Origin of the sequence: Bradyrhizobium sp. CB82, from assembly GCF_029714405.1 — a bacterium.
Taxonomy (GTDB): Bacteria; Pseudomonadota; Alphaproteobacteria; order Rhizobiales; family Xanthobacteraceae; genus Bradyrhizobium.
Genome location: NZ_CP121650.1, coordinates 5,932,192 through 5,954,021, shown reverse-complemented (window position 1 = coordinate 5,954,021; position 21,830 = coordinate 5,932,192). Strand labels below are relative to the sequence as shown.

At 64.0% G+C, this 21,830-nt stretch carries 21 protein-coding genes and 2 pseudogenes; 8 read left to right on the top strand and 15 right to left on the bottom strand.

Annotated features, from left to right (window positions below; all coding sequences use genetic code 11):
- Nucleotides 1–14 precede the first annotated feature (14 nt).
- The 7 genes and pseudogenes from QA640_RS29040 to QA640_RS29010 form a co-directional block, all read right to left on the bottom strand.
- Nucleotides 15–361 (bottom strand): annotated as a pseudogene (locus tag QA640_RS29040) (ArsC/Spx/MgsR family protein).
- A 52-nt stretch (nt 362–413) separates the two neighbouring features.
- Nucleotides 414–1,115, bottom strand: coding sequence for an MIP/aquaporin family protein (locus QA640_RS29035; RefSeq protein ID WP_283036293.1), 702 nt, complete (start codon nt 1,113–1,115; stop codon nt 414–416).
- Nucleotides 1,115–1,642, bottom strand: a complete 528-nt coding sequence (locus tag QA640_RS29030; protein WP_283036292.1) for an arsenate reductase ArsC — start codon at nt 1,640–1,642, stop codon at nt 1,115–1,117. Before QA640_RS29030 ends, QA640_RS29035 begins: the two co-directional genes overlap by 1 nt.
- Nucleotides 1,635–1,997, bottom strand: a complete 363-nt coding sequence (locus tag QA640_RS29025; RefSeq protein WP_283036291.1) for a metalloregulator ArsR/SmtB family transcription factor — start codon at nt 1,995–1,997, stop codon at nt 1,635–1,637. Before QA640_RS29025 ends, QA640_RS29030 begins: the two co-directional genes overlap by 8 nt.
- 181 nt (nt 1,998–2,178) lie before the next feature.
- Entirely contained in the window at nt 2,179–2,763 is a 585-nt protein-coding gene (locus QA640_RS29020; protein ID WP_283036290.1) for a DUF1254 domain-containing protein, read from the bottom strand.
- On the bottom strand, nt 2,760–3,338 hold the full coding sequence (locus tag QA640_RS29015) for a DUF1214 domain-containing protein (protein ID WP_283036289.1): 579 nt from the start codon (nt 3,336–3,338) through the stop codon (nt 2,760–2,762). The genes QA640_RS29020 and QA640_RS29015 overlap by 4 nt, the downstream gene beginning before the upstream one ends.
- A gap of 9 nt (nt 3,339–3,347) precedes the next feature.
- Nucleotides 3,348–5,627: a PBP1A family penicillin-binding protein gene (locus QA640_RS29010; RefSeq protein ID WP_283036288.1), complete on the bottom strand. Its 2,280-nt coding sequence runs from the start codon at nt 5,625–5,627 to the stop codon at nt 3,348–3,350.
- Nucleotides 5,628–5,923: 296 nt separating this feature from the next.
- On the opposite strand from QA640_RS29010, the gene QA640_RS29005 reads away from it, so the two are divergent.
- Together QA640_RS29005 and QA640_RS29000 are read left to right on the top strand one after the other, a co-directional pair.
- Nucleotides 5,924–6,439: a YcgN family cysteine cluster protein gene (locus QA640_RS29005; RefSeq protein WP_283036287.1), complete on the top strand. Its 516-nt coding sequence runs from the start codon at nt 5,924–5,926 to the stop codon at nt 6,437–6,439.
- 161 nt (nt 6,440–6,600) lie between these two features.
- Nucleotides 6,601–8,184, top strand: coding sequence for an MDR family MFS transporter (locus tag QA640_RS29000; RefSeq protein WP_283036286.1), 1,584 nt, complete (start codon nt 6,601–6,603; stop codon nt 8,182–8,184).
- A gap of 5 nt (nt 8,185–8,189) precedes the next feature.
- Here the strand turns inward: QA640_RS29000 and QA640_RS28995 are convergent, their stop codons facing one another.
- The 5 genes and pseudogenes from QA640_RS28995 to QA640_RS28975 form a co-directional block, all read right to left on the bottom strand.
- Complete coding sequence (locus QA640_RS28995) at nt 8,190–9,839, bottom strand: alpha/beta-hydrolase family protein (protein ID WP_283042918.1); 1,650 nt, start codon at nt 9,837–9,839, stop codon at nt 8,190–8,192.
- Between the two features lie 164 nt (nt 9,840–10,003).
- Nucleotides 10,004–10,392 (bottom strand): annotated as a pseudogene (locus tag QA640_RS28990) (response regulator).
- Between the two features lie 2 nt (nt 10,393–10,394).
- Nucleotides 10,395–11,933, bottom strand: coding sequence for a sensor histidine kinase (locus QA640_RS28985; RefSeq protein WP_283036285.1), 1,539 nt, complete (start codon nt 11,931–11,933; stop codon nt 10,395–10,397).
- A 113-nt stretch (nt 11,934–12,046) separates the two neighbouring features.
- On the bottom strand, nt 12,047–13,681 hold the full coding sequence (locus QA640_RS28980; RefSeq protein ID WP_283036284.1) for a thiamine pyrophosphate-requiring protein: 1,635 nt from the start codon (nt 13,679–13,681) through the stop codon (nt 12,047–12,049).
- A 54-nt stretch (nt 13,682–13,735) separates the two neighbouring features.
- Nucleotides 13,736–14,017 (bottom strand): hypothetical protein, encoded by a 282-nt coding sequence (locus tag QA640_RS28975; protein WP_283043131.1) that lies wholly within the window; start codon nt 14,015–14,017, stop codon nt 13,736–13,738.
- Between QA640_RS28975 and QA640_RS28970 the strand changes: the two genes are divergently transcribed.
- The 3 genes from QA640_RS28970 (at nt 13,938) to QA640_RS28960 (ending at nt 16,911) form a co-directional block, all read left to right on the top strand.
- Nucleotides 13,938–14,513, top strand: a complete 576-nt coding sequence (locus QA640_RS28970; RefSeq protein ID WP_283036283.1) for a CAP domain-containing protein — start codon at nt 13,938–13,940, stop codon at nt 14,511–14,513. The genes QA640_RS28975 and QA640_RS28970 overlap by 80 nt on opposite strands.
- A 106-nt stretch (nt 14,514–14,619) precedes the next feature.
- Nucleotides 14,620–15,813 carry a M20/M25/M40 family metallo-hydrolase gene (locus tag QA640_RS28965; RefSeq protein WP_283036282.1) on the top strand — a complete coding sequence of 398 codons (1,194 nt, stop codon included), beginning with the start codon at nt 14,620–14,622 and terminating at the stop codon, nt 15,811–15,813.
- A 219-nt stretch (nt 15,814–16,032) separates the two neighbouring features.
- Nucleotides 16,033–16,911 (top strand): alpha/beta hydrolase, encoded by an 879-nt coding sequence (locus QA640_RS28960; RefSeq protein ID WP_283036281.1) that lies wholly within the window; start codon nt 16,033–16,035, stop codon nt 16,909–16,911.
- Nucleotides 16,912–17,183: 272 nt separating this feature from the next.
- Here the strand turns inward: QA640_RS28960 and QA640_RS28955 are convergent, their stop codons facing one another.
- The 3 genes from QA640_RS28955 to QA640_RS28945 form a co-directional block, all read right to left on the bottom strand.
- On the bottom strand, nt 17,184–17,348 hold the full coding sequence (locus QA640_RS28955; protein ID WP_283036280.1) for a Flp family type IVb pilin: 165 nt from the start codon (nt 17,346–17,348) through the stop codon (nt 17,184–17,186).
- 358 nt (nt 17,349–17,706) lie between these two features.
- Nucleotides 17,707–17,943 carry a hypothetical protein gene (locus tag QA640_RS28950; protein WP_283036279.1) on the bottom strand — a complete coding sequence of 79 codons (237 nt, stop codon included), beginning with the start codon at nt 17,941–17,943 and terminating at the stop codon, nt 17,707–17,709.
- Nucleotides 17,944–18,003: 60 nt separating this feature from the next.
- Nucleotides 18,004–18,966: a Ku protein gene (locus tag QA640_RS28945; protein ID WP_283036278.1), complete on the bottom strand. Its 963-nt coding sequence runs from the start codon at nt 18,964–18,966 to the stop codon at nt 18,004–18,006.
- A gap of 222 nt (nt 18,967–19,188) precedes the next feature.
- Between QA640_RS28945 and QA640_RS28940 the strand changes: the two genes are divergently transcribed.
- From QA640_RS28940 to QA640_RS28930, 3 genes are all read left to right on the top strand, one after another.
- Complete coding sequence (locus QA640_RS28940; protein WP_283036277.1) at nt 19,189–19,341, top strand: hypothetical protein; 153 nt, start codon at nt 19,189–19,191, stop codon at nt 19,339–19,341.
- A 234-nt stretch (nt 19,342–19,575) separates the two neighbouring features.
- Entirely contained in the window at nt 19,576–20,250 is a 675-nt protein-coding gene (locus QA640_RS28935; RefSeq protein WP_283036276.1) for a response regulator transcription factor, read from the top strand.
- Nucleotides 20,251–20,342: 92 nt separating this feature from the next.
- A complete protein-coding gene (locus QA640_RS28930) occupies nt 20,343–21,719 on the top strand; it encodes a sensor histidine kinase (protein ID WP_283036275.1) in 1,377 nt (458 codons plus the stop codon).
- Nucleotides 21,720–21,830 lie beyond the last annotated feature (111 nt).

Sequence of the window (21,830 nt, the reverse complement as noted above, 5' to 3'; positions counted from 1 at the left end):
CCAGAGCAGCTAGTCTAGGCGGTGTCGATCACTTCGCCGTCTTCCTTGACGAAGCGTTCGATGTGGGGATTGGGCAGGAGGTCGAGCACCGCTTCCGAGGGCCGGCGGAGTCTGACGCCCTTCGGCGTGACGACGATGGGCCGGTTGATCAGGATCGGATGAGCCAGCATCTCGTCGACGAGTTGCTCGTCCGTCCACTTGGGATCGTCGAGGCCAAGTTCCTCGTAGGGATACCCTTCTCGCGCAGCAGGGCGCGGACCGGGATCTCCATGGCAGCCACCAATTCCATGAGTCTTTCCCGCGAGGGAGGCGTCTTGAGATATTCGATGATGGTCGGCTCGACGCCGCTCTGGAGGATCATGGCCAGCGCATTGCGGGACGTGCCGCAGTCTGGATTGTGATGATCGTGACGCTCATCGAGATGTCTCCACGATTTTGACCGGGCCCCGCACTTCAGGTCTTCCGAGCAGCCAATTCATCAACAGCATGCCTACGAAGGCACCGCATAGTTCGGCGACAATGAAGCCCGGCAAATCCATGGGACGGATTCCCGCGAACGTGTTTGTCAGCGAACGCGCGATCGCGACCGCCGGATTGGCGAACGAGGTCGAGGCGGTGAACCAGTATGCTGCCGTGATGAAGAGGCCGACGAGCCACGGCACCGCCGTGCGTTGGAAACGAATTCCCGCCAGTATGGTCGCGATCAGGCCGAAGGCGGCGACGAATTCGGCGAACCATTGGGCACCACCGGTCCGCGTCTTCATCGAGAAGTCGACGACGGGTAGGGCGAACATCAGATGCGCAGCCATGGTACCGGCGATGCCGCCGGCGATCTGCGCGATCACATAGAGCACGGCCTCCTGCGGCGGCAGCTCGCGTTTGCCGGTGAATACCAGCGTGACGGCGGGATTGAAGTGCGCGCCGGAGATGGGGCCCAGCACGGTGATTAACACGACGAGAATGGCTCCGGTCGGCAACGTGTTGCACAGCAACGCCAGGGCGATGTCCTTGGTCAGCGTCTCGGCCATGATGCCTGAGCCCACAACGGTAGCGACCAGAACACCGGTCCCGAGCGCTTCGGCCGTCAGGCGCCGCGAAAAGTCGAACGTGTCCATCAGCCGGCCTTTGGGGTTGAATGTGTCGCGCCTTCAGAGCGGCCAATCTCGCGCAGCTTAGTGCCGAGCGAGAGCTTGTCGATGCTGCGCAGTGGGAGGCTCACGAAAGTATCGATTCGATTCCTCAGGTAGCGGAATGCCGTGATGAACGCCGCCTGTTTTTCCAGCTCCGTGCCTTCGGCCCCGGCGGGATCCTCGATGCCCCAGTGCGCGGTCATCGGCTGACCGGGCCAGATGGGGCACGCCTCGCCGGCGGCATTGTCACAGACGGTGAAGACGAAATCCATGACCGGGGCATCGGGCGCGGCGAACTCCAACCAGCTTTTCGAGCGCATCCCGTCGACCGGGTAGTCCATGCTCTCAAGAGTGCGCCGCGCCAGCGGATGGACCGCGTCTTTCGGCGTGCTCCCGGCCGAAAATGCTTGAAAGCGGCCAGCTCCGTCCTTCCGCAGGATGGACTCGGCGAGGATCGAGCGTGCCGAGTTGCCGGTGCAGAGGAATAGGACATTGTAGAGGTGATCAGCCACGGGGTAGCTCCTTTCGTTTCGGAGAGCAGCAGGATTGCAGGCTTTCGACGACCGGTTCGCAAACTTCCGGCCGCCCGCCGCAGCAATCCCGCAGCAGGTAAACTGCGACATCGCGAAATTCAGTGAGATTGGCGCGGTAAACGATCGAGCGGCTGCGCCGTTCGGAGGTAACGAGGCGGGCTCGGGTCAAGATCGACAGATGCGCCGAGAGCGTATTCGGCGGAACTTCCAATAGGCGGGCGAGGTCGCCGGCCGCAAGGCCATCAGGTTCGTGTCGGACCAGCGTCCGGAATGCCTCCAGCCGCGTCGACTGGGAAAGGGCGGCGAGCGCCAGGACGACTTCTTCTGTTTCCATATATCCAGATTTATGGAAATAATCTGGCCGGGTCAATCCATGAAAGACAAAACTCAAACTGAGAATAATAAGTTTGCTGTCAGCCCTCTGCTCCTTTGCATGGGGTTGTTTTCCAGATTTTTGGTGAGCGGTCCGACCTCGCGCGGTTTTGCCGGGGAAGAGGTGGACCGGCGGCCCGCGCTCAACGTCGGCCGCGCGGGGCCTCGGCCTTGGCGGGCGCATCCGTCTGCGGCGCGCAAGTGGCGGCGGCAAGCGAAGCCTGCGCCTGGGGCATTAGGCCGGGCTCGGCGGCAAGCGCCTTCATCACGATCAGGCCGGTCGCGCTTGGGGAGTCGATGATCAGCCGGTCAGCCGCGGTGACCTCCTCGTCCTCGGGCAGCGCGTCGTGCTGGGCTTCCGTCATCAGGTCGAGCTCGATGACCTTCTTGCCGGCGGAGCGGTCGTTGATCGCGTAATAGGCGATCTCGTTGCGGGTGTAGAACGACACCGAGGTGTAGGCCTGGCTTACCGGCACCTTCAGCTTCAAGGGACCGCCCGACAGGTCGTAGCGGCAGATCGCCAGCGCGAAGGCCGGATCCATGAACGGCATCGGCGATGTGTTGGGATCGGCGAGCGGAAGCTGCGTGACCGCGTTTTCCTTGGTCATCGGCGTCAGCCGCGAATAGGCGTCCTGGGTCGCGATCCTCGGCAGCGCCAGCACGCTGACGAGGTGGACGATGAGGCCGAGCAGGATGCCCGCGAGAATGGTGAAGGCGAGCCGGATCATGGGCAGCCCACCATCGCGATCTGTGGCATCGGCGCGTCGCGCTGGGTGCGCGTGGCGACGCCGACGGGCGTGTCGTAGAGGCGGAGCATCAGCGCGTAACGCTCGATGCCGCCGGTCGGCAGCCAGTTGCCCGAGCGGGCGCGGGAGGCGATGCGGATCTCGAACGTGCCGTCCGACTGCCGCACGATCTCCTGGCTGGTGAAGCCGTAGCGCTGCAGCGAGTTGGCGACGAGGTGGCCCTTGCGGTCATAGAGCGTCAACGTCCAGAACCGTGCCGGCGGGGTCACGCCGGAGACGATCACGTCGCAGCGGCCGTCGAGCGCCTTCTTCTTGTCGTCGGTGGTCGCGGTGAAAGCGACGCCATCGCCGGTGCCGATCGGCAGCTCGCCATTGCGCACGATGGTGGCGCGCGAATAGGGATCGACGTCGGCGGTGCCGGTGCGCGGCCGCGCCGTCCAGGCGCCGATAGTGAGCGCCCCGATGTCGGTGCCGCGCGTTGTCGTCATCCAGGTCGCGCCGACACCGACCGCGGTCGCGAGCAGAAGGGCCGTCAATGTGATGATGACCAGCCGCACGGGATCAGGTCAGTTCTTGCGCGGGCCGGACGAGGTCGCATTCTCCTCCGCCGCATAGTTCTGCGGGAAAGCGAGTGCGTTCGACGGCGAGGCGGGCTTGGCCGGGTTCGCGGTATCGTCGGACGTCGTCTTGGTCGCGGTCTTGGCGGCGTCGTCGAGCAGCTTCTCCACGCGTACCAGAATATCGGCGCCCCGCTTGGTCAGGACCGGCGGCGGCCCGGGCTTGGTCTCCAGCACCTTCGGCGCCGCATTGGCCTGGGCGTTGGCGGCCGCCGGCTGCGGCGGCAGCTTCTGGCCCATGCCGATGCCAGGAATTTCCCGGACCTCCACGCCCTGATGTGCCGCGACCATGATGTCGTGCCAGGTCTGCGCCGGCAGCGAGCCGCCGGTCATGCGGTTGGTCGGCGAGTAGTCGTCATTGCCGTACCAGACCGCACAGGTGAAGTTGCCAGTGTAGCCGACGAACCAGGCGTCGCGATAGGCATTGGTGGTGCCGGTCTTGCCCGCGGTCGGAATGCCGTCGAGCGCGGCGCGGCGCGCCGTGCCTTCGCTGACGACGTGGCTCATCATGCCGGCCATGTCGGCGGCGATGTTCGGCGGAATGGCCTGCCGCGGCTTCGGACCGTCGCGGTCCCAGCGCCAGACCAGATCGCCGGCGCCGGTGCGCACCTCCAGCACCGAATGCGGAGTCACGGCCTTGCCCTTGTTGGGAAAGGTCGCGTACGCGACTGCATGCTCGAGCACGGTGACTTCGTCCGAGCCGATCGGCAGCGACGGGGTATCGGGCAGCGGTGCCTTGATGCCGAAGCGGCGCGCGACCTCGACGATCTTCGCCCGGCCGGCCTTCGGGCCGTCCTTGCCGCCCATCGCAATCGACAGCTTCACCGGCACGACGTTGATCGAGCGGGTGATTGCCTGCGTCAGCGTCACCGAGCCGGAGTAGGAATGGCCATAGTTCTGCGGGCACCAATTGCCGATACAGACCGGGCCGTCGACCACTTTCGACATCGGCGTGAATCCGTTCAGCAGCGCCGTCGTGTAGACATAAGGCTTGAACGACGAGCCGGGCTGCCGGTAGGCGTCGGTCGCGCGATTGAACTGGCTTGCGCCGTAGTCGCGGCCACCGACCATGGCGCGGATGCCGCCGTCGAGATCGGCGACCACAGTCGCGGCCTGCGTCGCGTGATAGTCTCGGCCGAACTGGCGAAGCTGGTTCTCGATCGCGTCTTCGGCGGCCTTCTGCACGTTGGTGTCGATCGCGGTGCGGACTACGAAGACGCGCTCGGTGTAGGATTTCGGGAACGTGTCGACGAGCTTGCGCATCTCGTCGAAGGCATAGTCGAGATAATAGTTCGGCGAAGCCTCGTCGCGACGGTCGACGGCGAATGCAGGATTCCGGCGGGCGCCGAACACCTGGCCCTCGGTCATGAAGCCGGCATCGACGAGGTTGTCGAGCACCACGTTGGCGCGGGCGCGGGCGGCGGGCAGGTTGATGTGAGGCGCGTATTTCGTCGGGGCCTTGAACAGGCCGGCGAGCATGGCGGCTTCCGCGAGCGTGACGTCGCGCGCCGACTTGTTGAAGTAGAAATGTGCGGCGCCGTCGACGCCGAAGGTGCCGCCGCCCATATAGGCGCGGTCCAGATACAGCTTCAAAATCTCGTTCTTGGTCAGGCGCCATTCCAACCAGACCGCGAGGAACGCCTCGTTGATCTTGCGCTCGATGGTGCGCTCGTTGCTCAGGAACAGGTTCTTGGCGAGCTGCTGGGTGATCGAGGAGCCGCCCTGGCGGACGCCGCCGGCCTGGGCGTTGGTGACGAGGGCTCGCGCGGTGCCGGCGATGTCGATGCCGAAATGATCGTAGAAGCGACGGTCTTCGGTCGCGAGCGTCGCCTTGATCAGCACGTCAGGAAAGTCTTCCAGCGGGATCGAGTCGTTGTGCTTGATGCCGCGGCTGCCGATCGGATTGCCGTAACGGTCGAGAAAAGTCACCGCGAGGTCGGACTTCTTCAGCCAGTCCTCATCCGCCGTTTCGCGGAAGGCGGGGATGGCGAGGGCGAGCAGCAGCACGAGCCCGCCGAGACCCATGGTAGCGGCCTCAGACAGCGGCTCGATGAACAGCCAGCGCTTCCACCGCCCGACATAGAAACGGTCCATGAAGGTCGAGTAGCGCTCATAGAGCTCGCGGATGCCCTTGGCCGAGGAGAACAGCGAGGAGTCGATGCGCGCATCGAGGTCCAGGAAGAAATTCCGGACCCTGCTCTTCCATTGCGGTGGTATGATCTGGCGCACCTAGAACCCTTGAGGCTCGGTTCGAAAGCGTTCAAGCACCCGGCAGGGGCGGCATCGAGACGTCTTGCGGGACTGTTGCGGCAAACCCAAGGCGCCCAATTTGCGTCCTTTGGGGGACTCGCAGGTTGTTCTAGCCGAGCGGTGGCCATAAACCAATGGTCACGCTCGCGATTTTAGACGACAGGCCTAATTGGGCCCGCTCTTCTACGGGGCGCCGAGTGTGCTGCTTGCGGTGCCGCAGGCGCAAGCCCTAGATGGGGTTGGCCAAAACTCTTGCGAAACCAGTTGAAGGCGTGATGACCGCAGCTCCAAAACGACCTTCAGACCAGGAGGGATTCTTCTGGAAAACCAAGACGTTGGAACAGATGTCGGAGGCCGAATGGGAGAGCCTTTGCGACGGCTGCGGGCGCTGTTGCCTGAACAAGCTCGAAGACGAGGACACTGGGGACATCTATTTCACCCATGTCGGCTGCAAGCTGCTCGATGCCGGCACTTGCGCCTGCAAGGACTACCCGAATCGGTCCGAGAAGGTGCCGGATTGCGTCCGACTGACGCCGGCCAATGTCCGTACCCTGAACTGGCTGCCGCCGAGCTGCGGCTACAGGCTGGTCGCGGAAGGGCGCGACCTCTATTGGTGGCATCCGCTGATCTCAGGCGATCCCAATACCGTGCATGAGGCGGGCGTCTCCGTGCGCGGCCGGGTCGAGGGCAGCGAGGACGAGATCCCGGACGAGGAACTCGAGGACCACATCGTCGAATGGCCAGCGCTGCTGCCCAAGCGGGCGCGGCTGCGGCGGCGGCCGAAGGCCTGACTGCCGCTCCCGATTCCAAATCGATCACGTCTTCGGGATGACCGGGGGGCGGGATGCTCCCATGCGTCGAGCTGCCTGCCTCGATGCGGTTTTGCTGCGTAAATTACGATTCATAGAACGAATCCCTCGCGGCGTTGCGCCGCAACAAAGCTGCGTCCGAAATGAACAAGTTCGACCGGCAGGGCAATGCTGCTGCCGACATCAGGGCTTTGCCCGACGACATCGCCGAAGAGCTGTCCCGCCTTCCGACCGAGGTCTTGAGCGTCGACGACGCCCCCTCCATCGCGCCACCGGCGCCGCTGACCTCGGACGAGGTCCGCACCATCGTCATCAGCCTGATGCTGACGATGTTTCTGGCGGCGCTCGATCAGACCATCGTGGCGACCGCGCTGCCGACCATCGGGCGCCAGTTCCGCGACGTCTCCAACCTCTCCTGGGTGATTACGGCCTATCTGCTGGCGGGAACCGCCGTGGCGCCGGTGTTCGGCACGCTGAGCGACATCTACGGCCGCCGCGCCATGCTCATCACCTCGCTCAGCCTCTTTGTAGCGGGCTCGATCCTGTGCGCTGTCGCGCCGAACATGCCGATGCTGATCTTGGCGCGCGGGCTCCAGGGCCTCGGCGGCGGCGGCATCATGCCGGTGGTGCAGACCGTGATCTCCGACGTGGTCAGTCCGCGCGAGCGCGGCCAGTACCAGGCCTATTTCTCCAGCGTCTGGATGGTGGGCGGCATCCTCGGCCCCGTGATCGGCGGCGTGTTCGCCGAGCATCTGCACTGGTCGATGATCTTCTGGATCAACCTGCCGCTCGCAGCCGCTGCGCTCGCGCTGCTGTTGCCGAAGATGGGCAAGATCCCGGTCTTCCATCGCAAGCGCAAGGTCGACTGGTTCGGCGGCGTCTTGCTGATGGCGTCCGCCGTCGTTTTCATGCTGGTCTTGACCTGGGGCGGCACCCGCTATCCCTGGCTCTCGCCGACGGTGCTCGCGATGATCGGCGCGGCCGTCGCTCTGGCGGTCACCTTCGTATGGCACGCGCGGCGGGCGGAGGAGCCGTTCCTGCCGTTGCCGCTGCTCAGCGGAACGGTCGCGCCTTACGCGCTCACTGCCGGCGGCTGCGCGCTCGGCGCGATCACAGGCCTCACCGTCCAGCTGCCGCTCTATTACGAGTCCGTCTACCATCTCAGCGCCAGCGAGGCGGGACTTGCGCTCATTCCGCTCGCGGCAGTCTCGACCTGCGGCGCGGCGATCGCCGGCCGTACGATGGCGCGCGCAAAGCATTACAAGCGCGTCGCCGTCGTTGGCACCTCATGGGCCGCACTGTGCGGACTGGGGCTCACGTTCTCCACGCTGCCGCTGTGGGCTCTCCTGGTCTTAATGGCCGCATTTGCGCTCGGCCTCGGCACGACCTTCCCGGTCTGCGTGGTCTCGCTGCAAAATTCGGTTGCCCGTTCCCAGGTCGGCACCATCACCGGCGCGATGAACTTTTTCCGCTCGCTGATGTCATCGTTCACGGTTGCAGCATTCGCGGCCATCCTGTTGATCTCGCTCGGCGCCGACATCCCGCTCGCCGGCGAGCATCACGGCGCGATCAACGCGATTCCCTCGGCCGACATGATGATGGCGTTCCGCTACGTTTTCGGCGCCGCGGCCGCGATGATGGCTCTCGCCTCGCTCTGCCTGATCCTGATGGAGGAGCGGCCGCTGGCCGGGCCTGCGACCGCACAGGCCGTCGAGATGGCGGAGTAGGGGCCTCACCCGCCTCGATCGGCGTAGGGATTGTCGTCAGCGCTGCGCTCGGCCGTCTTCCGCGCTGCCGCCGCAAGATGATCCTTTAGCCGCGCAAGCGCATCGGCAGACCAGTCCTGGACTTCGGTGACGGCAACCCAGGCATCGACGTAGTGCTCGGGCGCGTAGACGTGGCCAAAACCCATCGCTGTGTTGGTCGCAACCGCCATGTCGAGGGCGAGCTGAAGCATCGTCACGACGGGATACCACCGCAGCTCCGGTGACACGTCCGGACCGCGCGGCGCTAGCATCCAGGCTGGCGCCCGGTAGGCATCGCGGTAGTCGAACAGCACGATCGGATCGCTGGCATATTGCAGATAGACGACGCGCAGCGCGCCCCAGGGCGCATCTGCCGGCACCGTCGATCCGTTCTGGTTCATAAAGCGCACGAAGCGGCCGTCACGAAATTCCGGCAGCCAGGCCGGCGAGCCCGCATTGCGGTTCGCGGTGACCGAGCGCCAGATGCGGCTCTCGAACGGCGGCCCGCTCCACAGCGCGCCGGCAATGGGATCGCCGATCGTCTCGAACAGCTCGGCGGATTTTTCCGAGTTCATGGCGCCGAGGCTGAGGCCATGCAGGTACAGTTTGGGCCGCTTATCCCTCGGCAGCGTCGTCCAATAGCCGTAGATTTCGGAGAACAGGGCGCGCGAAGCTTCCGCGCCATATTCAGGCTGGAACAGCAGCGACAGCGGGCTGTTGAGATAGGAATACTGCATCGCGACGCTGGCGACATCCCCGTGGTGGAGATACTCGACCGTGCCCATCGCTGCCGGGTCGATCCAGCCGGTGCCGGTTGGCGTGATGACGATCAGGATCGCGCGCTCAAAGCCGTGCTGGCGCTTGAGCTCGTCGAGCGCCAGCTTCGCGCGCGCCTGCGCCGTGTCGCGGGCACCGAGGCCGACATAGACGCGCACGGGCTCCTGCGCGGGCCGCCCCGTGAAGGCGCTGATCTCGGCTGCTGTTGGACCCGAGGCCACGAATTCGCGTCCTGCACGTCCGAGCTCATTCCATTTGACCAGTGATGCCGTGCTTCCTGTCTTGCCGGGCGCCGTCGGCCGCGGTCGCTCCGGCTCGAGCAATGCGTCGAATTCGCGGAAGGACGAGTCGAGCGCGCTGAAAGCCGTGCGGATCAGGAGATTGTTGGCGATCGACCAGAACAGCAACGTCGCCACGACAACGCCAAGCACGTTTGCGATCTTTCTCGGGATGACACGCCCTTTGCGCGCGGCCAGGAAGCGAGCGACGAGCATGAACAGCCGCGCCAAAGCCAGAAGCACGACGAATGTGACCAAGGCGATGACGCAGACTTTGAGCGGATGAGCGGTCTCGACCGGCGCCATCTTCATGACGGCGCGGATCGAGTTCTGCCATTCGGCGGTCCGCCTGAGATAAATGATGACGACGAGAAAGCAGCCCGCCGCGACCAGCGCGTTGGTGGTCGATCGCACCCGCGCCGAGGGCTCGGGCAGCTCTAGATAGTGCCACAGCCAGCGCCAGAGGATGCCGACCGCGTAGCCGATCGCGAAGCAGGCGCCGGCAAGCGCCCCTTGCGTGAGATAGCTGCGGGGGATCAGCGTCGGCGTCAGCGCCGCCGCGAAGAACAATGCGCCCAGCATGAGGCCGACGCCGGACAGCGACAGCATCTGCCGCCGGATCAGCCATGCGAGATTTTTGAGAGCGGCACCCACTTCGCGACGGCTTTCCTCAATTGGGCGACTATCGCACAACCGGACTTGATCGCAACCGAGGTGAGACGGACGGCTTCCCGCAGTGTGGGCGACTACCCCGCCTGCGCGAGCCGCGCGTCGATCTCCTCGCGCAGCAGGGTGAAGTCGATTGGCTTGGTCAGGAGACCGCTCGCACCGCCCGCCAGTGCCTTGTCCCTGGTGTCGGCATCGCATAGGCCGTGATCATGATGACCGGCACTTCGGACCGGATTTCCTTCACCTTTGGCAGCATTTCGAGCCCGCTCATCCCCGGCATGTTGATGTCGGAGAGGATGAGGATCAGCGATTGTCCGATATTGTTCGCGATGCGTGACAGCGCATCCGCCGCCGAACTGGCAAAATCCATTACGGAGCGCCGGGCGCGGAGATCGCGGCGAAATTGCTGGCGGAACAAGGCCTCCACATCTGGCTCGTCGTCCACTACCAGAACCGTCACAGTCACGGCTAACCTTCGGTCTTGTCTGAAAAATTGCTCTTACGCGGCAACCGGATCGTGAACTCGGTAAATGCACCGGGCACGGTTTCAGCGTCGATGGTGCCACCATGCTGTTTCACGATAATGTCGTGGCTCATGGAGAGGCCGAGCCCGGTTCCTTCGCCGGCGGGCTTGGTCGTGAAGAAGGGATTGAACATCTTCTCTCTGACGTCAGGCGGAATGCCGATGCCGTTGTCGCGAATGCGGATTTCGACATGGGCGCCGCGATCGCGCGTGCCCGCGACCAGGACAGGCTCGTAGTCCTCAGCGCCGATCTCGGCCTTGCGCTTGGCAACCGCGTAAATGCCGTTGGCGATCAGATTCAGGAGGACGCGCGTGATCTCCTGCGGGAAGGCTTCGACCATGCCGGCCTCGGGGTCGAGCTCGCGTTTGAGCGTGACGTTGAACTGCGGCTTCTCGGCGCGGGCTCCGTGATAGGCGAGGTTGAGGCTTTCCTCGACCAGCGCATTTACATCGGTAGGCCGGTGCTCGCCAGAGCCCTCGCGGGAATGCAGGAGCATGTTCTTGACGATGGAATCGGCGCGCTCACCGTGCTGGACGACCTTTTGCAGGTTGCCCTTCAAGAGTCTCGTCAGTTCATCGACTTCCGCCCGGATCTTCTCGGTGAGTGTTGCCGAGTTCAGAATGTCAATGAGCTCGTCCGTCAGCTCTGCGGAAAGCGCAGCAAAATTGTTGACGAAGTTGAGCGGGTTCTTCATTTCGTGTGCGATGCCGGCGGTGAGCTGGCCGAGAGATGCGAGCTTCTCGGTCTGGATCAACCGGTCCTGCGCCGCGCGCAAGTCCTCCAACGATTTGGCGAGCTCCTTGGTGCGCGCCTGCACCTCGTTGAACAGCCGCGTGTTCTCGATGGCGATCAGCGCCTGGTCACGGAAGGATTCAGCGAGGGCGAGTTCGCTGTCGGCAAAATTGCTCAGACAGCTGCCGGCCAGTGCCAGCACACCAATGCATTCTTCGCCGCGTAAGAGCGGCAGAAAGAGGGAGGAATTGACGCCGAACATGTTGTGAATATTGCGCTCATGCTCGGGCAGGTCGATCTTAGACCAGTCCGGCAGATGGAGCATCTTCTTGCTCAGGATGGCCCGCGAGGGGAAGTTGGCGGCGGGATCGATCGGCAGGTTGGCCGGGCCGAGCTCGGCCACCGGTCCGTCGCGATTGGCGGCTGCGACGGGCGAATATGTGTTGCCGTCGCAGCGCAGGACGAAGCCGAGATCGCAGCCGAGCAGGCGAACCGCAGTGAGGTTGATGGCGTCGAACACCGGCTGCACGTCAGTCGGCGACTGGCTGATAATCCGAAGGATTTCGGAGGTCGCGGTCTGCCGCTCCCGTGCCTCGCCGAGCATGCCGCGAAACCGGGCCGTTTCTTCCTCCGCCGCGGCCTGACAGGCGAGCGCCTGGTCGCGTTCTGCGGTGCTCGACTGCAGTCGCCGCTCGAACTCGGCGATCTTGGCCTTCAGCTCGGCCACCACGTCCGTCGGAAGCGTGGGCATCTGAAATGTCCATATTGCCCCGGCGCCAGGTAGCGCCGGGCCCAATAGCTGAGCCCGATTATTCCATCCTCAAACTGTCAGGGCCAGCGAATTTCGGTGGTCGCCGACGCCGCTCACGTCCCCGGCCGCGACACGTCGGTCTCCTTGCTGGTGATGAACTCCAGCAGGGTCGGCACGCCGTCGCGGGTCTTCTGGATACCCCGCTTGATCGCGGGCACGATGTCCTCCGGCTTCGTCACCCGCTCGCCATGGCCGCCGAAGGCGCGCGCCATCGCCGCGTAGTCGCCGGAAATGTCGGTCGAGCGATATTTTTCGGTCGAGACCGGCATCACCTTCAGCTCGATCGCCATCGAGAAATTGTTGAGCAGGATCGACAGGATCGGGATGCGCTCGCGCACCGCGGTCTCGAAATCCATGCCCGTAAATCCGATCGCGGCATCGCCCCAGACATTGATGCAGAGCTTGTCTGGCTTTGCGAGCTTTGCGCCCATTGCAAGTCCGAGGCCATAGCCGAGCTGCGTGGTCTTGCCCCAGCCGAGATAGGAGAGGGGCTCAACCGCCTTCCAGAACGGCGAGAGCTGGTCGCGCGGGCTGCCGGCATCATGGGTGATGATGGTGTTGTGGATGTCGATCGTGTGCTGGAGATCCCAGAGCACGCGATAGGGGTTGAGCGGCGCGTCATTGCTGGTGAGCTTTGGCATCCATTTTGCGAGCCATTCCTTGTGGGACGCCGCGATCTCGGCCGCCACCGCCGATGCGTCGCGGTCCGACGTGACCGTCTTGCCGATCTCGTCCAGCAGCGCATCAAGCACCAGGCCGGCATCGCCGACGAGCCCGATCTTGGCTTCGACATCCTTGTTGAGGTGGTTCGGATCGAGCGTCGAATGGATGATGGTCTTGCCCTTGGGCATGGCAATGCCAAAGCTCGTCTCGGTGAAGGAGCAACCGATGCCGAAGATCACGTCCGCCTCGGCAAGAAACTTGGGAACGGCGCGCGGCACGGCGAGGCCGCCCGAGCCGAGCGAGAGCGGATGCGTTTCCGGAAACGACGACTTGCCGCCGAGGCTCGTGGTGACAGGGATCGCAAGGCGCTCGGCGAGCCGCTTCAGTTGCGGCCAGGCTTGTGCGTAGTGCACGCCCTGCCCGGCATAGATCACGGGACGCTTGGCGTTGATCAGAAGCGCCGCGGCCTGCTTCACATGAACGGGGTCGGCGCCGTAGCGGGTGCGCAGTACCGGCGTGTAGTTCAGGGGTTCCGGCACCTCCTCGTTCCACATGTCCGAGGGGATCTCGACGATCACGGGACCGCCGCGGCCGTTCTTCAGCTTGGTAAACGCGCGGCGGAAGATGTTGGCGACTTCAGCGGCCAGGATGATCGGCTCGGAGGATTTGGCGAACGCCTTCATCGCCTCGCTGGAGTTGAAGTTCGGCTCGATGTGCGACAGCCTGCGCTGATAGCCCATCGGCAGCACCAGCACGGGCACCGACTCACCGAAGCATTGCGCGACGCCGCCCATGGCGTTCTCCGCGCCGGGCCCGTGCTGCATGCAAAAGGCGCCGATGGTGCGCCCTGACGTGACGCGCGAGATCGCATCCGCCATGTGGATCCCGACGCGCTCTTGCCGTACCATCACGGGGCGTATCTCCGCATTCGCCGCGTGCTCGATCAGGTGATTGACGGGATAGCCGCAGAGGATCTCGATCCCCTCGCGCTTCATGATTTCCGCTATCGCAGTGCCGAGCTTCATCGCGTCTCTCCCTTCGGCGGGCCGGTTGATCCGGCCGGTTTGTCGGTTAGAGGATCAGGAATTCCCGGAAGCGTAAAGCGCGCGCCCCCGCGCGCGGCCGTAGGTCAGCCATGCAGGGCGGCCGCGCTCGGCCGCCGCGAGTTCGTCGATGCGCCGCAAAGCGAAGCGAAACCCATGTTGCGCCTCATTGCGCGCCTTGAAGCGTCCACATTGCCGGTGGAGAAGCGGCAGGACAATCGCGCAGGCTTGGAGACCGATGGGCGCCTGGGGGACGATGACACGTCGTATGGTCAGTGGAATGATAGCCGGCTTTGTGCTGCTGGCTGCGCCGGTCATGGCCGCCGAATCCCCGGCCGAGCTGATCTCCAGCTTCCGTCTCAAGCACGGCGAGGTCCGCGTCGTGCGCGATGCAACGCTGGACCGCATTGCGCTCGAGCAGGCGCGTGCGATGGCGGCGAAGGACGATCTCAGTCATGAGGTTCTCGGCCCATTCACCAGGCGGGTCGCGCCGGCGCATGCCGGGCGCGCCGCCGAGAACATCGCCTATGGTTACGACAGTTTCGAGAAGACGCTCGGCCAGTGGATCGACTCATCCGGGCACCGCAAGAACCTCTTGTTGCACAACGCCTCCCGTGTCGGGATCGCGAGCGCCAGGAATGCCAGCGGCAAACGCAGCTACTGGGCCATGGTGATCGCGGGCGATTACGAGCCGAAGCCGGGCAAGGGCAAGAAGGATAGGGAGCCCATTGTTGCCGTGAAACGCGACACCGCTCCCTCACCTGGATCCAGATCCAAGGACTGCCACATCAAGCTGCTCAGCCTCTGCATTTGAGGCGGGGGGCGATGTCGGATTCGCCGCGCGAATGACGGCGAGGAGCCTTGCGGAACCTGCTGCTGCAAAGGATGCTTGCAGGCGCCGTCCATCAGAGGAATCAGTCATGTCCGTCGACACTCAGGCCGCTACCGACCGCCTCATGCGCTTCCTCGCCGTCGAGGGCGTGACTGGAAAGGAGGCAGCGATCGGGCGCGAGCTTACGGCGGCGCTGCGAGAAAGTGGCGTGCCCGCGGGGGCGATCCGCCTCGACGATGCCAACACGCGCATTCCCGTGCCGACGGAGACCGGCAATCTCATCGTCGATCTGCCCGGCCGCGGCGCGATGCACAACCAGCCGCGGATCATGTTCATGACCCACATGGACACCGTGCCGCTGTGCGCCGGCGCGAAGCCGAAGCGCTCGGGGCGCAAGATCGTCAACGCGGCGAAGACCGCGCTCGGAGGCGACAACCGCTGCGGCTGCGGCGTTCTCGTCACGTTGGCGGCTGAGCTCGCGAAGCAGCAGCCCGATCATCCGCCGATCACGCTCTTGTTCTGCGTGCGGGAGGAGAGCGGGCTCTATGGCGCGCGCCACGTCCAGACGGAGGAGCTCGGCGCGCCGGTGATGGCCTTCAACTATGACGGCGGCTCCGCCTCCAACGTCACCATCGGCGCCGTCGGGGCGGATCGCTGGCAGGTCGAGATTTTCGGCCGCGCCTCGCACGCCGGCGTCGCGCCGGAGCGCGGAATCTCTTCGACCATGATCCTTGCGCTTGCGCTCGCCGAGGTGAAGGCCGGTGACTGGTTCGGCAAGGTGGTGAAGGGCAAGCGGCAGGGCACGAGTAACGTGGGTCCCGTCACCGGCGGCGAGGGCCGGCCGGCCGGCGATGCGACCAACGTCGTCACTGATTATGTGCACGTGCGCGGCGAAAGCCGCAGTCACGATGGGAAGTTCTTCAAGGAGATCACCAAGGCCTACAAGGCGGCGTTCGAGAAGGCCGCCAAGCGCGTCAAGAACGTCCAGGGCAAATCCGGCCGCGTCAGATTCAAGGCCGAGACCGACTATTATCCGTTCCGCATGAAGGAGAGCCTGCCGGTGGTCAAACGCGCGATCGAAGCCGTGTCCGCGGTCGGCGGAACGCCGAACATCCGCGCGGCGAATGGCGGCCTCGACGCGAACTGGATGGTCCGCCACGGCATCCCGACGGTGACCTTCGGTGCGGGGCAGAACGAGGCGCACACGATCGATGAATGGATCAATCTCGACGAATACGACCGCGCCTGCGCACTCGCGCTGCAGCTTGCGACGATGGGGTGAGGCGACGCCTGAGGTTCATCGGTGCAAAGGCGCGAACTGGCCGACGCAACGCGACAAGCCGTCGAGGCGAACATCGCGTCAGCATGAGCCGCGTGCCAGCGATCTAGAAGAATGGAGCGACTGTTGAGAACCGCTAGCGCTATTGCGTCCCTGATTGCCACTGCGATCTGCCTAATTGCTCCGAGTATGATCCTAGCTCAGTCTCTACCGGACGACGAAATGTTCGATCCGCTCAAAGTCATCAACGGAATACAGATTGCTCGCTCGACCTGCGAACAGATGGAGCAGCGTCAGACCGCAGTTTGGGTTCGCGTTGATGGTCGAGGCTATTGCTTGCGATACTATGCCGCCGGCCTGACCGTCGATGGGCCGAATCCTCTTGTCGCTGCCTGGATGTCAGGAGATGTGATGGGTGGCCCGAAAAGTGTCGCTCATCAACAAGGTCTGGGGGTCGCGTCAATGATTGAACAGTCCGGCACCTTATCCAATCGATACGCTGTGCCTTATATTTTTCTCGCGCGACCCGGGACCTATGGCAGCACCGGCAAACACTACGATGTCAGACACACGCCTCTGGAAGCGAGACTGATGGAGGCTCAGATTGAAGCCTTGAAGGCTCGTTACAAGATTGAACGATGGGTGCTGGGCGGACATAGCGGCGGTGGAACGCTTGCGGCGGAATTGCTCGCCCGACGCAATGATGTCCAATGTGCGATCCTTTCCTCTCCTGCGGCCGCCTATCGCGCCAGGCTCGAGGCGCGAGGGTGGGTGCACCGCCTGAGAGCGGAGGTGTTTTTCGACCCTTACGACTCGATCGGTCAAATTGCCAAGCAGCCCGAGCGACGGATATTCCTGATTGCGGACCCCCGGGACACCAATATTCCATTCTCAACCCAGGAGCTCTACTTCGATGGGTTGAAAAGACAGGGCCTCAATGCTTGGCTGGTGCCGCTAGCGAAAGCTCCTAAGCCAAAGTATCACAGCCTCGTCGACTTCGGAGAGACCGCCACGGGAATGTGCGCGAGCGGCGCGACGACCGATTCCATTCTCAAGAAATTGCACGACATGCCTCAGCAGCCAGATCGCATATCGAACTGATCGGAGGCTCGGTCGGTTGAATCGCTCACCGAGGGCGACGCGGCGTATTTTCAGTTGCGGGCGGAGGCAATCGGAATTCATGCACGGGCCAGGGAAGTTGCAGCCTGCAACCACTAGCCGCTGCGGCCTCAACCCGTTTGACCCAGATCATGGCGTGCGCATGGGGGCGGGCCATGCAGCCCAAGGCGTGGGTGGGCGCCTCAAGACGCCCTCTTCAGCCCGCCGTTCGGCCCGTTGGCGATCGTGCCGATCGCGCCAAGCCGGGTCGGCTATTACTTCATGGCCGCGCTGATCGAGTTGAATTTGTTGTTGAGGAGTGCGCTGCCTGTGTTGTTCACGACCGTAACGATTGCGAGCGCGATACCGGCGGCAATCAGGCCATACTCGATAGCGGTGGCGCCACTTTCATCGGCAAGGAAAGACCTAAACAAACGCATTGCCAACTCCTATTCATCCGGTCCAACGTATGCCCACGTCGTTTTCAGACTGGTAAATTGTTTCATTAAGTTTCTTGGGCGCATCAAAAAGAATAGGTTCCGTCGACCTCGCCTGCAGCCTCATAGGGCGACATCGATTAAATTAATGTTTCCTCACCCGCTTCAAATGGATCTAAACCGGCCAACCCTCGTGGCGGTCGTGTGGGGTGGCTCTCAAGGCGTCATCGCGCGTTTTCCGTAGGAAGACCCTCTACGAACCTGAGGTCGGGCGGTGTGCCGAAAAACGACGGTGCCGCTTAACGGATCGTTGAGCCTGTTAGCCAGCGGGTCGGCAAGAGGGGGCCTGGGCCTGCAGGAGTCATCCGCAGCGGCCGTCCGCGTTCAGCGCCCGCAACATGGCGATACGGGCGAACATCATCCAGCCGCCACCGGTCTCAGCCGCGCTGATGAGCGTCTCGATGGCGGTCTGCCAGTGCGCTTCGTGCTGCGCGTCCTCGGGCAGTTGCATGATGTAGTCGGCCGCCTCTTGCAGCGTGAGCAGCTTGCGCCGGTTGGGCACCGGGATTGGTTCGTCGAACGCCGTCGACCAAGGCATGTCAGACCGGGCGATACGCGAGGAGGGACATCACGGCAGCGTCGCCCGGAGGTGATGCCGCTATCCGGCCTTCCTGCCGCGCGCCGGCGCGCGCACCGGCTTATCGGCCTTCTTGGGCGCTTCCTTGGCGGCGGCGGTCTTGCCGCCCTTGCCGGCGATCGGCAGCAGCATTTCGCGCTGACCCTCGACGCGCTTCTTCGGCTTCTTGGCCTTGCCGTCGACCTTGGTGGCGGGCGCGGCCTCCTTCTCGGTCGCGAGGCTCTTCTTGAGCGCGTCCATCAGGTTGATGACGTTGCCTCCCGTCTTCGGCGCGGCCTTGGCGGCGAGCGGCACGCCGCTGCGCTTCTTGTTGATCAGATCGATCAGCGCGGTCTCGTAGTGATCCTCGAACACCTCGGGCTCGAATGCGCCCGACTTCTTCTCGACGATGTGCTTGGCGAGCTCGAGCATGTCCTTGGTGAGCTTCACGTCCTGGATGTCGTCGAAATACTCCTTCTCGCTGCGCACCTCGTAGGGGTAGCGCAGCAGCGTGCCCATCAGGCCGCTGTCGAGCGGCTCGAGCGCGATGATGTGCTCGCGGTTGGTCAGCACCACGCGGCCGATCGCGACCTTGTTCATGCTGCGGATGGTCTCGCGGATCACCGCATAGGCATCGTGGCCGACCTTGCCGTCCGGCACGAGATAATAGGGGCGGATCAGATAGCGGTTGTCGATGTCGGTCTTGGGCACGAATTCGTCGATCTCGATCGTGTGGGTCGATTCAAGTGCGATTTCGTCGAGCTCGTCCTTGGTGACCTCGATATAGGTGTCGGTATCGACCTTGTAGCCCTTGACGATGTCGTCGGAGGTGACCTCGTCTCCAGTCTCGGCGTCGACCTTGAGGTACTTGATCCGGTGGCCGGTCTTCCGGTTGATCTGGTTGAAGGAGACCTTCTCGGTATCCGAAGTGGCCGGATAGAGCGCGACCGGGCAGGTCACGAGCGATAGGCGCAAAAAACCCTTCCAGTTGGCACGGGGGGCCATGGGCTACTCCAAACGCAACAGGGACAGCCTGCGAGGATAACACCGGGGAACCCCGAATCATAGCAAGGGGCGGAATGGAATCTTGCAATGGCGTTAATCATTGACCTTCCGCCGGTCCGGCCCCGGAACATCGTTCGCGATCAGACGTTGCCCCGCACGTCATGAGAGGCCGCGAGGAGGTCGCGGCATTTGGACGCGATACCCCGGCAATTGAGGGTTACCATGGCTACGAGACGCAACGATCAGATCATCGAGACATCGACCGAGGCGCGCCAGGGCGAGCCCGGTCCGTCGGTCGCGGCGTTGCTCACCGTCTCGACCGGACTTGCGATCCTGATCCTCGGCGTCATTTGGTTCGTGTTCTTCCGGACCTGACCGCCGTCGCGCGGAGCTCACGATCAGCGCTTCCGACTCGCCGCGGAACGCGGCAAATTGCGCTCGCCATGCGGCCGGCTATGCCCGGGCGCATGGCGAGCGCCGTCGTGTCGGCTTCATGACGAAAAAGTAACATTTACCGGTTCCCGGCGTTCATATTCAGTTCACGCCGGGATTGGTCATCTTGGCAGTAGATTCCGCAGTCCATCCTTTCGGCTATTCTTGGAGAGAAGCGTGCGCCTGCTCGTTGTTGAGGACGACCCCGATCTCAATCGCCAGCTCACCAAGGCGCTAAGCGACGCCGGCTACGTCGTCGACCGCGCCTTTGACGGGGAGGAAGGGCACTATCTCGGCGAGAACGAGCCCTATGATGCCGTGGTGCTCGACATCGGCCTGCCCAAGAAGGACGGCATCTCGGTTCTGGAAGCCTGGCGGCGCAACGGCCGCGCCATGCCGGTCCTGATCCTCACCGCGCGCGACCGCTGGAGCGACAAGGTCCAGGGCTTTGATGCCGGCGCCGACGACTATGTCGCAAAGCCCTTCCACCTCGAGGAGGTGCTGGCGCGGATTCGCGCGCTGCTGCGCCGCTCGGCCGGCCATGCCCAGAGCGAGCTGACCTGCGGACCGGTGACGCTGGACACGCGGACCAACAAGGTGACCGTCTCCGGCAACCCCGTGAAGATGACCTCGCACGAATACCGGCTGCTGCAATATCTGATGCACCATGCCGGCCGCGTGGTCTCGCGTACCGAGCTCGTCGAGCATCTCTACGACCAGGATTTCGACCGCGACTCCAACACCATCGAGGTCTTTGTCGGCCGTATCCGCAAGAAGCTGGACGTCGATATCATCCAGACCGTCCGTGGTCTCGGCTATCTCCTGACCCCGCCGGCTGCGCCCGGTACTTGATCTGGCACTTGACCGGGCGGCGGGACCGGGGTCTTGGTCGCCCATGACCATCTCCGACCACCTGCCGTCCTGCGCCTGCCGGGATCGATCCAATGCGCGCTAGCTCGCTTGCCAACCGCCTGTTCCTGTCGGCGACGGCGTGGCTGGTGGTGATCCTGGCCATCACCGGCGTCGTGCTGTCGTCGGTGTACAAGAACGCGACCGAGCGCGCCTTCGACCGCCGGCTCAATCTCTACCTGCGCACGCTGATCGCCGAGGTCGCGACGCCCGACGAGCCGCCGGACCGTCAATTCCAGTCGCTCGGCGAGCCGCTGTTCGAGCTGCCGTTGTCGGGCTGGTATTGGCAGATCGCGCGCACCGACACCGAAAAGCCGGAGGTGCGCTCATCGCGCTCGCTGTGGGACAAGAAGCTGCCGAAGCTGGAGGAACAGGGGGTCGAGCTGACCGCGGCCGGCATCCGGCTCGGTTATGTCGATGGGCCGGAAGGCCAGACCTTGCGGATGGTGGAGCGGCCAGTCGATCTCGGCGCCGACGGCAAGTTCCTGGTCAGCATCGCCGGCGATGCCACCGAGATTTTCGACGAGACGCGCAGCTTCGACTATTACCTCGGCGGCACGTTCACGGCGCTCGGCATCGTGCTTCTGCTCACCACGGTTTTCCAGGTCCGATTCGGTCTAGCTCCATTGAAGCGCATTTCGGAGGCGATCGCCGACATCCGCTCCGGGCGTGCCGAGCGGCTGGAAGGCGAATTCCCCGTCGAGATCGCGCCGCTCGCGCGCGAGACCAATGCGCTGATCGAGGCCAATCGCGAGATCGTCGAGCGCGCGCGCACCCATGTCGGCAATCTCGCGCACGCGATCAAGACGCCGCTCTCGGTGATCGTCAACGAGGCCGCCGCCCATGCCGCCGATCCGTTCGCTGAGAAGGTCATGGAGCAGGCCGACGTCATGCGCGACCAGCTCGCCCACCACCTCGAGCGCGCCCGCATCGCGGCCAGGGTGTCGATCGTCGCAACCGTGACGGAGGTGGCGCCGACGATTGGGGCACTGCGCCGGACCATGGAGAAGATCCATCGCGATCGCGGCATCGTCGTCGAAACCAAGGCGGATCCATCAGCGAAATTTCGCGGCGAGCGGCAGGATCTGGAGGAGATGGTCGGCAATCTCGTCGACAATGCCTGCAAATGGGCAGCCTCGCGCGTCTTCATCGAGGTGCTGGTGGACAGCCCCGGCAAGCCCGACGCGGGGCCACGCCTGCGGATCATCGTCGATGACGACGGCCGTGGTCTGTCCGAGGCCGAGCGGGCGCAGGTCTCGCGCAGGGGGCAGCGGCTCGACGAGTCGAAGCCGGGATCGGGTCTCGGCCTGTCGATCGTGGTCGACCTCGCCGCGCTCTACGGCGGCAGTCTGATCCTCGGCAGCGCGCCGATCGGAGGCCTGCGTGCGGAGCTGGTGCTCCCAGGTATTTAGTCCTTGTTCCCGCGCACCTTTTTCCGTTGCGCTCAGGCGGTTCGACGCAAAAACGCACCGCCGCCGGGCAACTTCCTAAACGCCTTCTTAACGCGCCACCTCCTATGATCG

Excerpts from the sequence above, each read along its gene's own strand:
- QA640_RS29035 (WP_283036293.1), bottom strand. The coding sequence starts at position 1,115 with ATGGACACGTTCGACTTTTCGCGGCGCCTGACGGCCGAAGCGCTCGGG.
- QA640_RS29025 (WP_283036291.1), bottom strand. The coding sequence starts at position 1,997 with ATGGAAACAGAAGAAGTCGTCCTGGCGCTCGCCGCCCTTTCCCAGTCG.
- QA640_RS29020 (WP_283036290.1), bottom strand. The coding sequence starts at position 2,763 with ATGATCCGGCTCGCCTTCACCATTCTCGCGGGCATCCTGCTCGGCCTC.
- QA640_RS29005 (WP_283036287.1), top strand. The coding sequence starts at position 5,924 with ATGACCGCAGCTCCAAAACGACCTTCAGACCAGGAGGGATTCTTCTGG.
- QA640_RS29000 (WP_283036286.1), top strand. The coding sequence starts at position 6,601 with ATGAACAAGTTCGACCGGCAGGGCAATGCTGCTGCCGACATCAGGGCT.
- QA640_RS28995 (WP_283042918.1), bottom strand. The coding sequence starts at position 9,839 with ATGCTGGGCGCATTGTTCTTCGCGGCGGCGCTGACGCCGACGCTGATC.
- QA640_RS28985 (WP_283036285.1), bottom strand. The coding sequence starts at position 11,933 with ATGCCCACGCTTCCGACGGACGTGGTGGCCGAGCTGAAGGCCAAGATC.
- QA640_RS28980 (WP_283036284.1), bottom strand. The coding sequence starts at position 13,681 with ATGAAGCTCGGCACTGCGATAGCGGAAATCATGAAGCGCGAGGGGATC.
- QA640_RS28970 (WP_283036283.1), top strand. The coding sequence starts at position 13,938 with ATGGGCGCCTGGGGGACGATGACACGTCGTATGGTCAGTGGAATGATA.
- QA640_RS28975 (WP_283043131.1), bottom strand. The coding sequence starts at position 14,017 with ATGACCGGCGCAGCCAGCAGCACAAAGCCGGCTATCATTCCACTGACC.
- QA640_RS28965 (WP_283036282.1), top strand. The coding sequence starts at position 14,620 with ATGTCCGTCGACACTCAGGCCGCTACCGACCGCCTCATGCGCTTCCTC.
- QA640_RS28960 (WP_283036281.1), top strand. The coding sequence starts at position 16,033 with ATGTTCGATCCGCTCAAAGTCATCAACGGAATACAGATTGCTCGCTCG.
- QA640_RS28955 (WP_283036280.1), bottom strand. The coding sequence starts at position 17,348 with ATGCGTTTGTTTAGGTCTTTCCTTGCCGATGAAAGTGGCGCCACCGCT.
- QA640_RS28950 (WP_283036279.1), bottom strand. The coding sequence starts at position 17,943 with ATGCCTTGGTCGACGGCGTTCGACGAACCAATCCCGGTGCCCAACCGG.
- QA640_RS28945 (WP_283036278.1), bottom strand. The coding sequence starts at position 18,966 with ATGGCCCCCCGTGCCAACTGGAAGGGTTTTTTGCGCCTATCGCTCGTG.
- QA640_RS28940 (WP_283036277.1), top strand. The coding sequence starts at position 19,189 with ATGGCTACGAGACGCAACGATCAGATCATCGAGACATCGACCGAGGCG.
- QA640_RS28930 (WP_283036275.1), top strand. The coding sequence starts at position 20,343 with ATGCGCGCTAGCTCGCTTGCCAACCGCCTGTTCCTGTCGGCGACGGCG.